This is a genomic window from Staphylococcus sp. mip270_02, from assembly GCF_054031535.1.
Genome location: NZ_CM132934.1, coordinates 257,627 through 271,319, shown reverse-complemented (window position 1 = coordinate 271,319; position 13,693 = coordinate 257,627). Strand labels below are relative to the sequence as shown.

Annotated in this window: 12 protein-coding genes; 8 read left to right on the top strand and 4 right to left on the bottom strand. The window is 32.4% G+C overall.

Annotation, left to right across the window (positions count from 1 at the left end; genetic code table 11):
- Positions 1-110: 110 nt before the first annotated feature.
- Positions 111-698, bottom strand: a complete 588-nt coding sequence (locus ACW5YJ_RS01165) for a TetR/AcrR family transcriptional regulator (protein WP_171915333.1) — start codon at positions 696-698, stop codon at positions 111-113.
- A 165-nt stretch (positions 699-863) separates the two neighbouring features.
- Here ACW5YJ_RS01165 and ACW5YJ_RS01160 point away from each other — a divergent pair, with 165 nt between their 5' ends.
- From ACW5YJ_RS01160 to ACW5YJ_RS01140, 5 genes are all read left to right on the top strand, one after another.
- A complete protein-coding gene (locus ACW5YJ_RS01160; protein ID WP_171915335.1) occupies positions 864-2,552 on the top strand; it encodes a CocE/NonD family hydrolase in 1,689 nt (562 codons plus the stop codon).
- A 263-nt stretch (positions 2,553-2,815) separates the two neighbouring features.
- Positions 2,816-3,649: an alpha/beta hydrolase gene (locus ACW5YJ_RS01155; RefSeq protein WP_135092525.1), complete on the top strand. Its 834-nt coding sequence runs from the start codon at positions 2,816-2,818 to the stop codon at positions 3,647-3,649.
- A gap of 36 nt (positions 3,650-3,685) precedes the next feature.
- Entirely contained in the window at positions 3,686-4,531 is an 846-nt protein-coding gene (locus tag ACW5YJ_RS01150) for an NmrA/HSCARG family protein (protein WP_171915337.1), read from the top strand.
- Between the two features lie 52 nt (positions 4,532-4,583).
- The gene (locus ACW5YJ_RS01145; RefSeq protein ID WP_171915339.1) at positions 4,584-5,597 is read left to right on the top strand and encodes an amidohydrolase family protein; all 1,014 of its coding nucleotides are present in this window, start codon (positions 4,584-4,586) and stop codon (positions 5,595-5,597) included.
- Between the two features lie 361 nt (positions 5,598-5,958).
- Positions 5,959-7,422: a carboxylesterase/lipase family protein gene (locus ACW5YJ_RS01140; RefSeq protein WP_426432869.1), complete on the top strand. Its 1,464-nt coding sequence runs from the start codon at positions 5,959-5,961 to the stop codon at positions 7,420-7,422.
- A gap of 328 nt (positions 7,423-7,750) precedes the next feature.
- On the opposite strand, the gene ACW5YJ_RS01135 is transcribed toward ACW5YJ_RS01140, so the two are convergent.
- Positions 7,751-8,149, bottom strand: a complete 399-nt coding sequence (locus tag ACW5YJ_RS01135) for a hypothetical protein (protein ID WP_017723630.1) — start codon at positions 8,147-8,149, stop codon at positions 7,751-7,753.
- A 4-nt stretch (positions 8,150-8,153) separates the two neighbouring features.
- Complete coding sequence (locus tag ACW5YJ_RS01130; RefSeq protein ID WP_457338350.1) at positions 8,154-8,588, bottom strand: MarR family transcriptional regulator; 435 nt, start codon at positions 8,586-8,588, stop codon at positions 8,154-8,156.
- 359 nt (positions 8,589-8,947) lie between these two features.
- Between ACW5YJ_RS01130 and ACW5YJ_RS01125 the strand changes: the two genes are divergently transcribed.
- From ACW5YJ_RS01125 to ACW5YJ_RS01115, 3 genes are read left to right on the top strand one after another with little or no spacing between them, the layout of a single operon-like run.
- A complete protein-coding gene (locus tag ACW5YJ_RS01125) occupies positions 8,948-9,685 on the top strand; it encodes a metal ABC transporter ATP-binding protein (protein WP_426432870.1) in 738 nt (245 codons plus the stop codon).
- Positions 9,678-10,517, top strand: coding sequence for a metal ABC transporter permease (locus ACW5YJ_RS01120; protein WP_135092530.1), 840 nt, complete (start codon positions 9,678-9,680; stop codon positions 10,515-10,517). The genes ACW5YJ_RS01125 and ACW5YJ_RS01120 overlap by 8 nt, the downstream gene beginning before the upstream one ends.
- 15 nt (positions 10,518-10,532) lie before the next feature.
- Positions 10,533-11,495 (top strand): metal ABC transporter substrate-binding protein, encoded by a 963-nt coding sequence (locus ACW5YJ_RS01115; RefSeq protein ID WP_457338349.1) that lies wholly within the window; start codon positions 10,533-10,535, stop codon positions 11,493-11,495.
- 441 nt (positions 11,496-11,936) lie between these two features.
- On the opposite strand, the gene mgtE is transcribed toward ACW5YJ_RS01115, so the two are convergent.
- Positions 11,937-13,322 carry a magnesium transporter gene (mgtE, locus tag ACW5YJ_RS01110; protein ID WP_457338348.1) on the bottom strand — a complete coding sequence of 462 codons (1,386 nt, stop codon included), beginning with the start codon at positions 13,320-13,322 and terminating at the stop codon, positions 11,937-11,939.
- Between the last annotated feature and the right edge of the window lie 371 nt (positions 13,323-13,693).

Sequence of the window (13,693 nt, the reverse complement as noted above, 5' to 3'; positions counted from 1 at the left end):
AATGGTCGCATTCATAGTTATGCTATGTAATGGGCCATTTTTAATGTTACTCAATTGGTAAAGGAATAGTGACTCATTAAAAATAATAGAAATTTAAACATAAAATACTTTTAAACTGATTTTTTAACAACGCCTATTGTCCCCTCTGTCACAATATTATAAAAATAATGAATAAAATCCTCCTTTTTAATTCTTTTCTCATCTTGAACCCAATGTTTCAATAGTGCAATTCCTGCTCCAGAAACATAACTCATAAAATAGTCGAAAGGCATATCTCCTATTTTATTGTCTTTACTTTTATATGTGCTTAGATGGTTTTGAATAAGCATATGTAACTTCTCTTGCAACATTGAAACTTTTCCAATACTAAACATTGTTTTGTAGAATCCTATATTTGCATCAATGTGTTCAATCAAATAAGTCATAATACTTTTAACCATATAAGCTGGATTATTCTCTCCAATAGCTTTATGTTGTTGATTTATAAATCTTTGAAGCTCATCAATTTTTTCATTTTCCATAGTGTCTAATAAATCATATTTATCTACATAATAAGCATAAAAAGTACCACGATTTATATCTGCCAAATCAGCAAGCTGCTGTACAGTGATATTTTCAAAGGAAACTGTTTTTAATAGTTCTAAAAAATTTATTTTAATTGTTTGTTGAGATTTACGTATTCTACGGTCTTGAACCATAAGGTTTTCCTCCTCTAATATGCTCTTTTAGACAACAATATTATACAGACTGTTGTTTTTCAAACAGTTATCATACACTTGCTTGTTGTTTATTACTTGTTATGAATATAAGGTAAAAGTGTATTGAAAAACAAGTAATTATTTTATATGGAAGGAATGATTTAAATGACTAAACAAATGCTAGGTAACCCTAGTTTAACTGCGACTCCAATAGAAGATATTAAAGGAGGTACAAATCATATCGTTGTTGATAGTATTCAATATGGCAATCAAGAAATGATTATGGATAAAGACATTGCTGTACCAATGTCAGATGGTGCAAAATTATATGTTAATGTCATTCGTCCAAATAAAGAAGGAAAATTTCCAGTTGTGATTTCTGCGGACACATACGGTAAAGATAATAAACCAAAAATCACCAATATGGGCGCAATATGGCCAACGTTAGGAGCGATACCAACTTCAAGCATCACGCCTGAAGAATCACCAGATCCTGGTTTTTGGGTTCCTAATGATTATGTAGTTGTTAAAGTTGCGCTACGCGGTAGCGCTAAATCAAAAGGATCTTTATACCCTTGGGGTCTTTCAGAAGCAAAAGACTATGCAGAGGTAATTGAATGGGCTGGTCAACAAGAGTGGAGTAACGGCAATGTTGGTACCAATGGTGTTTCTTATTTAGCAGTTACACAATGGTGGGTAGCTTCGTTAAATCCGACTCATCTTAAAGCAATGATTCCTTGGGAAGGCTTAAATGATATGTATCGCGAAATTGCTTTTCATGGTGGTATACCAGATACTGGATTTTATAGATTTTGGTATGAAGGTATCGTAGCAAGATGGCCAGACGCAGATATAGAAAATTTAAAAGATGCTCAAAAAAATCATCCTCTTTTTGATAATTATTGGAAAGGCAAACAAGCAGATCTTTCTGCCATTAAAGTGCCAATGTTTGTTTGTGCAAGTTGGTCTACACAAGGATTGCATAATCGTGGAACATTTGAAGGCTTTAAACAAGCTTCTTCCAAAGATAAATGGCTTAAAATACACGGACGTAAAGAATGGGAAACTTACTATGAACGTGAATCTCTTGAACAACAAAAAGATTTCTTTGATTATTACCTCAAAGGTATCGACAACGATTGGCAAGATACACCTAAAGTGAGCTACGAAGTCAGAGATAAATTTTATCAAGGTTATACAAAATATGCGACTGATTTCCCATTACCAAATACAACTGCAACTGCTTTATATTTAGATGGTCAAACAATGTCACTCAATACTGAAAAACCTCAAGATACAACTAAAGTTTCATACGATAGTGAAGTCGAAGACAAAGACGAAGTAAGATTTAGCACAGTATTTGACCAAGACACAGAACTTACAGGCAATATGAAATTAAAATTATGGGTTTCAGCAGATGAAGCAGACGACATGGATTTATTTGTAGGTATTAAAAAATTAAATCGCGAAGACGAAGAAGTGAACTTCCCAGACTTTAACCATATTGAAGATGGGCAAGTTGCGACAGGTTGGTTACGTGTCTCTCACCGTGAATTAGATCAAGATAAATCCACAACGCTACAACCATGGCATACACATGAAAGAGAAGATAAACTCAATAAAGATGAAATCGTATCTGTAGAAATCGAAATTTTACCTTCTGGTACGTTATTCAAGCAAGGTGAAAGTATTCAAGTCGTTGTCAAAGCAAGCGAAGTTGTTAAAGGAAATAGTACGCCTGGACTCAAAACACGTTATGAACATGACGAAACAGTAAATAAAGGGATACACAATATTTATACTGGTGGTGAATACGATTCACACATACTCGTGCCAGTGATAGATAATAATTAATATTTTATAACTATATTTGATACTGATAAATAAAGTTAAAATACTACAAAAACTTAACCGTGTTGTTAAGTACTATTTATTGCCTCGAATGTGGATTAATTCACAGTGTTGCTAATAATATACCGTACATTGGTTATATTAGTATGAAAGCTAAATGAAATTTTAGACAGTGGGTAAAGAGTATTAAGTATATGAAAGGGAAATATCATATAGGTAATTTATTAAGTAGTGCAACTCGAATTTTTATAAATGGAGGAAGCGAAATGAATAAATTAGAATTAGAAGGCGCGACATTAAATTATTATAAAGTAGGCCAAGGTCCTATACTTATATTAGTGCCAGGAGCCAATGGTACAGGTGATATATTTTTACCTTTAGCAGAGCACTTGAAAGATAACTTTACCGTCGTAGCTGTAGACCGTCGTGACTATGGTTACAGTGAGTTAACCGCACCTTTGCCTGAACGAGCACAAAAACCTGATGACGATTATCGTGTTAAACGTGATGCAAAGGATATTGCAGAACTGGCGAAACACTTAAGCGATGAACCAGTATATTTACTTGGGTCTAGTTCTGGCGCTATCGTTACCATGCATGTTTTAAAAGATTATCCAGAAGTAATTCAACAAATTGCTTTTCATGAGCCACCCATTAATACGTTTTTACCAGATAGTAAATATTGGAAAGATAAAAATGATGAAATTGTAGAACAAGTCTTAACTGAAGGTTTGCAAGTAGGTATGAAAACTTTTGGAGAAACACTGAATATTTCAGCAATAGATGAAAAAAGTATGGCTCAACCTGTTTCCGAGGATGATGAAGCGCAGAAAGAACAATATGAACGTATGATGTTTTGGGCTGAATATGAAATTAGACAGTACACACATTCTGATATTAAATTAGAAGATTTATCACAATACAAAGAACTCATAACATTATTAAATGGGACTGACTCTAAAGGATCGTTTCCTCAAGATGTCAATTTTTATATCGCTGAACAATCGGGTATCAAAATCGTCGACATACCTGGCGGACATTTAGGGTATATTCAGAAGCCGGAAGGTTTTTCAGAAACAATATTATCGATATGGACGTAATATTTTGATTAAACAATGAGATGAAAGGTGATTATGATGGAAAACAATAAAAACATTTTAGTAATGGGTGCTTCCGGAAACCAAGGCAATGCAGTTGCTAAAAGTTTACTATCCGATGGTTGGATTGTGCATGCTATGACTCGTAATCCTAACCAATCTGCAATAAAAGAATTAGAACAAGATGGAGCTGTTATTGTACAAGCAGATATGAATGATAAGCAGTCTCTTGTCGAAGCAATGGAAAATGTTTATGGTGTTTACAGCGTACAATCATTTGATCCTAAAGACCCTGAAAAAGAAGTACAACAAGGAAAAATGATAGCAGATGTAGCTAAGCAAGTAGGTACTACTCATTTTGTATACGGGTCAGCTGCTGGCGCTGAAAGGTATAGTGGAGCTGATAATTTTGCAAGTAAATGGCAAATTGAAGAACATATTCGTGCATTAGATTTACCATATACAATCTTACGCCATACGTTTTTCATAGATAATTTCACTGGTTTTGCGAAAGCGCAAGATGACAAAATAGTGATTCAAGGTTTTATGGATTCTGAAATACCATTACAGATGCTTGCTGTGCAAGACATCGGTGCTTTTGCCGCTATTACTTTTAGCCAACCAAAACAATATATAGGAAAAGCTATGGAATTAGCGGGGGAAGAAATTACTTTAAATGAAATAGCTAAAAAGTTAAGCGAGAGATTTGAAGTATCTTGTGAAATAGTAGATGAACGTAAAAAGTTTCAACAAATGATGAAAATGTTCGAATGGTTTGAATATGAAGGCTATGAGGCTAATATAGCTGAATTATGTAAGATAAATCCTCAACTGCTCAATTTTGATGACTGGCTCCAAGAATTAGAATGGAAAGATTTCGCTTAATTCAAAATAGTATTTTTACTTGAAAAATATATGAAAAGAAAGTTGTGTTTATATGAAAAGTATTACATTTGAAGAACACTTTGTATTACCAGAAGTTAAAGACGAAATGGCAAAACTTGTACAACCTGACCCAGAAGGTGTACCTTTACAGACTATGTTAGAAGCTTTAGAAAGTAAAACAGGATTCACGGATGATGATGAACTACAAAATCATAAAAATCGTGTTGATTTTATGGATGAACATAATGTCCAAGTCCAAATATTATCATATGGTAATGGTGCACCATCTAATCTTACAGGAGAAAAAGCAATTGAGCTCTGCCGGTATGCTAACGATAAATTGTATGATTATATTGAAATGTATCCAGAACGTTTTCTTGGGTTTGCCTGTATACCAATTAATGAACCTCAAGTAGCGGCTAAAGAATTAGAGAGGGCAATTACGCAGCTAGGTTTTAAAGGTGTGTTAATACCTGGGCGACCTCAAGATGGCTTTTTAGATCAAGAAAAGTACGATATCATTTTTGCTAAGGCTGAAGCATTGGGTGTGCCTATATATTTACATCCTGCTCCAGTTAATGCGGATGTTTATCAAGAGTATTACAAGAGCGATGCATATTCAGATGCTACGGCCGCTTCATTTGCCTCCTTTGGCTATGGGTGGCACGTTGATGTCGGTATCCACGCCATCCACCTTGTTTTAGGTGGTGTATTTGACAAATATCCAAATTTACAAATGATTATTGGTCATTGGGGAGAATTTATTCCATTTTTCCTAGAGAGAATGGACGATACAATATTATCAGATCATCTTAGTTATCCTATAAGTGAATACTTTAAAAATAATTTTTATGTTACACCGAGCGGTATGTTGACGCCACCACAATTTGAAATGGTTAAAAATGCTTTTGGCATTGATAGAATACTTTACGCTGCTGATTATCCATATATTAAACCTGAAAAGCTTGGAACATTTTTAGGGGAATTAGGGTTATCGGAAGAAGACCAAGCCAAAATTAACTATAAAAATGCACAAAAATTGCTTCAACTAAATAAGAATATGTAAATTTATCGCATATTAATTACATTAGCAATTGAAGTGGTTGAATTAAGTGTAAATTGTAATTAAATTTAATAAAGTAGAGCCTGGGATAAATGTCTCAGGTTTTAATTTGTCTATTATGGTGTGGTTAGTAATTTTTATAATTGAGAATGCGTGTATATCTAATTTTGTAGAGAATTACTGGTTTATATATAAAATTCATACTTTTTACGCAAATAATTAAGCCATTGTATAGCTTTTATTTGGTTTGATGACATATATATTAGGGCGTGCTTATGTCATGGCCTTAAGCTAAAAATTTTAATGCAAAATATACTCAATTTTATAATTATAGCCTGAAATTTTTGAGAAAAGAGGGTTAATGATGCAAATTCAAATAGAACAAGGAAAATTAGAGGGAATATTTAACAATTCTACTTATAAATTTTTAGGGATACCTTACGCAGAGCCTCCTATCAAAGAATTAAGGTGGCGAGAACCTTTGCTGCCCCAAAAATGGAAAGGCGTGTATAAAGCCATAGAGTTTGGTCCGGTATGTCCACAAAAAGGTGGTGCGTCTTTTAACTTAAGAACTTTAAAGCAAAGCGAAGATTGTCTATATATAAATGTATGGACGTCTGTTATCGATAAAACTGCACAGCAACCCGTTATGGTTTGGATTCATGGAGGCGGTAATTTAGGCGGTGCTGGTTCAGAAGACGCTTTTGATGGAGCTGAATTGGCAAAACAAGGTGTAACCGTAGTTACCTTCAATTATCGTCTTGGTGCTTTTGGTTTCTTAGCACATCCAGAAATAGGGTGCAATTTTGCTGTACTTGATCAAGTTGCTGCATTAAAATGGGTTACTAATAATATAGAATATTTTGGAGGAAATCCCAATAACGTGACGATATTTGGTGAATCAGCTGGTGCCCAAGCTGTGAGGAATTTATTGTCAGTTAAACGTGCTAAAGGATTATTTCATCGAGCTATTATCCAAAGCGCTGGTTTTGAACCTTATGTGTTTGCACCAGAACCAACTTATAAAAAGGTGGAAAAAGTTACTGTAGATATGTTAAATAAATTAGGCTCAAGTGATTTGGAATCATTACAGCAACTTTCAACCGATACAGTGTTAGAGGCTTCGACAGAATTTTCGGGAGTATTTCCGCCTCCTGGCGAAGTACATACACCAGCGAATCTAATTTGGAACCCAGTACCTGATGGGGATATTGTATCTAAACAAGGTTTGGAAAATTGGAACACAGATATACCTATTTTAATCGGTTGCGTTGAAAATGAAGCCCGCTATTTTATAAAACCTGATAGGGAATATAATGTTGAAACGCTTAGTAATATGATAACGGCATTGACGAAACCAGTAAGCGACCGTGTACATCATATATTAAAGGCAGATAACTTAACTACATATGACGCTTTAGATAAATTATTCACTACTGCAGTATGGTTTGAACCATGCTATGCAACGGTCAAACATTTTGAAAAGTTAGGCTACAATATTTATTATTATCATTTCTCAAGAGTTTCTCCAGTGGCTCATAGAACAAAAGAATTAGCTAAACATACATCAGAAATTAGATATATTTTTGGTAACTTAAATCCCAGAGAAAACTACGATGAAAAAGATATAACTATTTCAAAAGCTTTACAACATGCATGGGTATCATTTGCGCGAAATGGCATTCCTAGCAATAAAGATAGCTCGTTATGGCCGCGTTATGATAGCAAATCACCTTATATGACTTTGATAAAAAATGAAATTTTGAGCTGTCCAATAGAGCTTACATCACTTACTAGCACAATCCATTCGTTGAGACAATTAGTTTGAATTTGTTTGCTTAACTTAACTTGATATAAACTGTACTCTCTAATTGACGAATAGTACAGTTTATTAAAATTACAGAAATATTTTGGAGCTAATCAAGGTGATAATAAAATTTGGGTAATTATTAGAGCGTTAACGAAATTGAAAAACATATTATTTTATTGCCACCTTGAAAGCTTTTTATTAGGCTGTTTGCTTAATTTTATACTAATAACTAATGATGTAATTTTATAAACAATTCCTTGAAGCATATGTCTATTTTTAATTTTCCAATACGAATTGTTTTGATTCAATATTAGATATATATAGACACTAAACAGAGGAGTTCTTATTAGGAAATACTACCAATACCAGATAATTCTGTTTCATAGGCTTGAGTTAATTCATTACAATGTTTAACTTTACCGTACTTATTAAAGGTAAATTCTGCAAAAACTTCAATTTTTCCCAAATAACCATTTTTCTTTTCTACTAATACATCGTATCTCAAATAAACAATATTTTGCTTTTCATCAGTTATCATAGTTTTAAAGTGAGTGATTGAAAGTTGTTTAACGACTTCTTTTAGCTTAGTTAAATGATTTTTGAATTCGTCGATATTAGATATTTTATGATCAGTAATTTGAATATAATCATCTGCAAAGTATTTAGGGATTTGTTCTATATCTAAATTAATTAAAATATCATTGTATAAGTTTTCAATTTGTTCTTTTAATGTGATTTTGTCCATGTTGTCACCCCTCTAATTCATTTGTTAAATCTTTAATAAAACTATCAATAGTTGCTAGTTCTTCGTCATTATACTTCTCTAAAATGGATAAATATTTATTTATAATTTGATTATGCATACGTTCATGTAGATTTGCGTATGCATTACCTTTGTTTAACAGCTTATAATATACTTTTTTATTATCCCGTTTTTTATCTTCTGCAATATATTCCAGCTGAATCAACTTTTTTGTAGCCTTTGTAATAGCAGGTGCAGAAATTTTAAGTTGCTCTTTTAACATTCTATTATTAACATTTTGCTCTTTTAAAATAATAGCTAGTATATGAAACTGTGTGATTGATAAATTATCTTGGTTATTATCTAACGAAAAATGACGTTGTTGATTCTCTTTAATTTGAATCAATTGAGTAATCGATTGAATGATATTTTCTTTATTCATAGTACACCTCTTTATTGTTAACTGGTTAACAACAATATAACGCATATTCATCGAAAGACAAACTAAAAAGCGCGCGTGGTTTGTTTTATTCAGTAGTACCCTCTTAGCAAGCACCAACTCCCCAACCGCTATCAATTAAACCTTGCACCTACATTACGTTTTAATTCTAATAAGCTATATGCTATGCCAATACATTCTATTTATTAATTATTTTGAATTTGGAAAAAATATAAAGTTAAATATATACGATATAGTATAATAATACTTTTGAATAAAATGATTTTATTGACTAAATATTAAATTTAGGTTAGCCTAATATTATTGTTTTTATATCAGAAAAGAAGGAAAGGATTGATTTCATGCTAGATATAAAAAATTTATCTGTAACGTACGAAAATAAAACAGAAGCGTTACAAGATGTTTCTTTCCAACTTATAAAAGGGCAAATTGTAGGCATTGTCGGGCCTAATGGAGCAGGCAAAACAACGTTAATTAAGTCCATAGTTAATTTAATGCCTCATAAAGGTATAGCTCGCTTTAACGATTTGCCAATAGCTAAGCAACCTAAAAATATTTCATATGTCGAGCAAAAAAGTAATATTGATTCAACATTTCCAATGAAAGTGTTAGATTGCGTGATATTAGGGTTTTATCCGATATTAAAACCGTGGCAATTACCGCGTAAACAACAAAAGCATGAGGCTGAAGCGGCACTTAAAAAAGTAAATATGTTTGAGTATAAGGATAATCAAATTGGAGAGTTATCAGGTGGACAATTTCAACGTGTACTTATTGCGAGAACACTCGTTCAACAAACAGATATTATTTTATTAGATGAACCTTTCGTAGGTATCGATATTACAAGTGAAGAAATTATCGTTGAATTGTTGAAAGAGTTATCTCAAAAAGGTAAAACAATTTTAATTGTTCACCATGACTTGTCTAAAGTTGAGAAATATTTTGATAGTTTAATCATTTTAAATAAACGATTAATTGATTTTGGTTCAGTAGCGACAGTGTTTAATAGTAGTAATTTAAAAGCTGCCTACGGTACAGATATTTTAATCGCTTCAGAAAGTGGGGCGCATCATGGTTAGTCAGTTTATACACGATGTATTTGAATTTAGTTTTCTACAACGAGCGCTAATTACTTCAATTGTAATAGGTATGATTTGTGGTGTTATAGGGTGCTTTATTGTACTTAGAAGTCTTGCTTTAATGGGAGACGCAATTTCACATGCTGTCCTACCTGGCGTGGCGATTTCTTATATGATAGGGATTAATTTCTTTTATGGGGCCGTTGTATTTGGTGTATTAGCGGCACTAGGGATTGGTTTTGTTAATCAAAACAGTAAGATTAAGAGCGATTCTTCAATAGGTATTGTATTTTCTTCATTTTTAGCGCTGGGTGTATTACTTATTACTAAAGCACAGTCATCCATCGATTTGACTGAAATTTTATTTGGTAACGTGTTAACCGTGAAACCAGAAGATAGAACCATCACATTTATTGTAGTAGCGATTGTATTGGTAGTCATTATTGTGTTTTATAAAGAATTTTTACTATCCAGTTTTGATCCGACAATGGCGGCTGCGTCTGGCTTACCAGTGAAGTTTATTCATTATACGCTTATGATTTTATTAACATTAGTAACAGTAGCTTCACTACAAACAGTAGGTGTAATTTTAGTTGTTTCATTATTAATTACGCCAGCATCTACGGCATATTTATTGACTAAAAGGTTATCAACGATGATCTTAACTTCTGCATTGATAGGTATGATGTCATCTGTGATTGGACTATTCTTTAGCGTGACATTCAATTTACCATCAGGTGTAGTCATCGTGTTAGTAATTACAATAATATTCATCATTACATTCTTCTTAGCACCGAAAAATGGCTTGCTATGGAAAATGATTAAATCATAGACAGGAGGTCTCAAAATGAAAAAGATAATATTAATTTTAGCTACAGTTTTATTAACTATAATATTATCAGCATGTGGCAATAATCAAAAAGATGCCGATTCTGACGATGAGTTGGAAGCTGTTGATAAAGATAAAGTTAAAGTCGTTACAAGTTTTTCAATGATTGAAGATATGACTAAAGAAATAGGTGGGGAACATGTTGAAGTAACCAATCTAGTTCCTACTGGCACAGATCCACATGATTACGAGCCGCAACCTAGCGACATTAAACATTTATCTCAAGCTGATTTAGTTGTTTATAATGGGTTGAATTTAGAAGGTGGAAATCAAGGTTGGCTCTCTAAAGCTTTAAGTTCTACTGATTTTTCTAAAAAGAATGCTATTAAAGCATCAGAAGGGGTTTCACCTAAATACATTAAAGACGAAGATGGTAACAAAGAAGTAAATCCTCATGCTTTCATCGACCCAAATGTTGGGGAAAAAATGATTAAAAATATTACAAGATCATTATCAGAAAGAAACCCTCAACATAAAAGTTATTATGAAGCTAATGAAAAAGAATATTTAAAGAAATTAAATAACATTGAGGATAACTATAACCAACAACTTGGCAGTATTCCTAAAGAAAATCGTGTGTTTGTAGCTAGTGAACAAGCTTTTCAGTATCTAACTGACCGTTATGATTTAAAAGAAGGTTATATTTGGCCAATTGATACGGATGAAAATGGCACTCCCAACCAAATCAAAGATTTAACTAAATTTATAAAAAGTAATAAACCTGCTAATTTATTTGTAGAATCTAACGTTGATACACGTCCAATGAAAACAGTATCCAACGAAACTGGTGTGCCTATTTATAAAAAACCAATCTATTCAGATGAAATAGGAAAAAAAGGCGAGCAAGCAGACACTTATTTGAAATATCTGGAATATAATTTAGATGTGCTTATGGATGGAATGAAAAATAAAAAAAATTAATAGCACTAGAGGGACATTTACACTTTACGTAAAAACTTCAATAATAAAAAACGGTGAGGTCAAGACAACGATATCTAATTAGTAAAATTAGATTCTTGTCTAGCCTTACCGTTTTTTTGTTTATGAGGATAGACTTATGCATGAACTTTTACTCAGGTTTTCTATTTTTGAATATTATTAGTGTTTACATAAGAGGTTCAGATCAGATAAATCTTTTAGCCCTATCGATTCTAGTCATTTTGAATTGGGGTAGTGTAATGAAATATTTTTAAATAATTAAATTACTCTCATACTCCTAGTATTATTTTAAATGTTCAGTGCATGACTAAGGCTCTATCCCAACCGAGTATTTATAAGTATATCGAGTAAATTAAACAGAAGTTAACAAAAAGCACCACTTGCTCAAATAATTGAGTAGTGACGCTTTAAATAGTACATGTTTTAAGTAAGAGAACTTATAAATGTTGTAGCAAGGCTAAAGTATACTAGCATGCTTACAATGTCGTTAATTGTTGTGATGAAGGGGCCGCTAGCGACAGCTGGGTCAATACCTATCTTAGTCATAAAGAAGGGTATTAATGAACCAATTGTAGTACCTACTGTCATAGCTATTGTTAAACTGATGGCTACAATCAAACCTAATAAAGGTTGGTTATAAATAATTACTATAACTAAAAAAAGAATAAATCCACATATACTTCCAGTCATTAAGCCGCTCGTTGACTCTTTTAGAGCATGTTTAAATTTGTTTTTCTTTTTCATTTCTCCTGTAGATATCCCTCTTACTGATACAGCTAATGATTGTGTACCTGTATTACCGGACATACCACTAATAATAGGAATAAATGCAGCGAGTAGTGATACTTTGGCTAAAGTATCTTCAAAAGAACTTAAGATAGTGGCAGTAATCATCCCTAAAAAGGTAAGTAATATTAACCAAGGTAAACGTTTAGTGGCCCTATTGATAACTGTGCCCTCTGCGTCGCTCACATGGTCAAGAGCAGCCATTTTTAGATAATCTTCATTTGCTTCCTTATCGATTACATCAATGATATCGTCTACAGTAATCATCCCTATTAGGTGATTATAATTGTCAACTACTGGGATGGCTAAGAAATCATATTTACGCATCACATGTGCAATTTCTTCTTGATCTATAAAACTCTCAATTTTAATAACATTTGAATTCATCACATCGCTAATACGTTGGGCAGGATCTGAATTAATAATATTTCTGAGAGAAAGCACACCAATAAGTTCATTATCATTATTTACTACATAGACTACATAAATCGTTTGTACTTTTCCGGAACAAGACTTAATATGCTTCAATGCATCTCCAGCTGTCATTGTTGGAGAAATTGATATATATTCGGTTGTCATGATACTACCAGCAGTTTCGTGGTGATAACTCATTAAATTTTTAAGCTCATTTTTTTTCTGTTCTGGTAGAGAATTGAAAATTTCTGATTTTTGGTCATTATTTAATAAATTTAATACATAAGTTGCATCGTCATCTGACATTTTTAAGATTGCTTCTCTAGCAAAATCACTAGGCATTTCTTTAAAGACAATTGACATATCATGTTTTAGGCTTTCGGCGTTACTTAAAACTTGTGCCATCTCTTCCGAGTTTAGAAAGCGATACATATATAACCTTTCTTCTTCATCCACTAAAAAGAAAAATTCACTTTTTTCATATGGATGTAAACAAGAAAAACTATATATAAATTGACTATTTTCTCCTTGCTGAATCATTTTCAATAACGCTTCATATTTATTGAATAACGCGTTATTTCTTTCCAGAATATTATTGTTTCCTTTCATTTTATCATCTCCAATCATTGAGGTATCTTAGTTAAGTGAAGCCGATAGACGTCACATTAATATAAGCAACGTATTTCATAATTATTTACTTGTTCACTTAAAAAGTATGTGTGCAATTATGACATATTTTACATTTCTTAACAATATATTTAGGTTAGCCTAACATATGAATTTTGTATTTATAATTATATGGCAGGTGACATATACATAATTGTTAAGTTTCATTTTTATTTATTTTAAAAAGCAAATGATTGTAGATATCTCGAAGTAAAAACACTTTCGCTTAATAAATTCGACGAAAGTGTTTTCCTTGATTTTTATAATAAATATACTCTGTTTTTAATTATATTAAGAAATTAAAGTCCTAAAGC

Excerpts from the sequence above, each read along its gene's own strand:
- ACW5YJ_RS01165 (WP_171915333.1), bottom strand. The coding sequence starts at position 698 with ATGGTTCAAGACCGTAGAATACGTAAATCTCAACAAACAATTAAAATA.
- ACW5YJ_RS01160 (WP_171915335.1), top strand. The coding sequence starts at position 864 with ATGACTAAACAAATGCTAGGTAACCCTAGTTTAACTGCGACTCCAATA.
- ACW5YJ_RS01155 (WP_135092525.1), top strand. The coding sequence starts at position 2,816 with ATGAATAAATTAGAATTAGAAGGCGCGACATTAAATTATTATAAAGTA.
- ACW5YJ_RS01150 (WP_171915337.1), top strand. The coding sequence starts at position 3,686 with ATGGAAAACAATAAAAACATTTTAGTAATGGGTGCTTCCGGAAACCAA.
- ACW5YJ_RS01145 (WP_171915339.1), top strand. The coding sequence starts at position 4,584 with ATGAAAAGTATTACATTTGAAGAACACTTTGTATTACCAGAAGTTAAA.
- ACW5YJ_RS01140 (WP_426432869.1), top strand. The coding sequence starts at position 5,959 with ATGCAAATTCAAATAGAACAAGGAAAATTAGAGGGAATATTTAACAAT.
- ACW5YJ_RS01135 (WP_017723630.1), bottom strand. The coding sequence starts at position 8,149 with ATGGACAAAATCACATTAAAAGAACAAATTGAAAACTTATACAATGAT.
- ACW5YJ_RS01130 (WP_457338350.1), bottom strand. The coding sequence starts at position 8,588 with ATGAATAAAGAAAATATCATTCAATCGATTACTCAATTGATTCAAATT.
- ACW5YJ_RS01125 (WP_426432870.1), top strand. The coding sequence starts at position 8,948 with ATGCTAGATATAAAAAATTTATCTGTAACGTACGAAAATAAAACAGAA.
- ACW5YJ_RS01120 (WP_135092530.1), top strand. The coding sequence starts at position 9,678 with ATGGTTAGTCAGTTTATACACGATGTATTTGAATTTAGTTTTCTACAA.
- ACW5YJ_RS01115 (WP_457338349.1), top strand. The coding sequence starts at position 10,533 with ATGAAAAAGATAATATTAATTTTAGCTACAGTTTTATTAACTATAATA.
- mgtE (WP_457338348.1), bottom strand. The coding sequence starts at position 13,322 with ATGAAAGGAAACAATAATATTCTGGAAAGAAATAACGCGTTATTCAAT.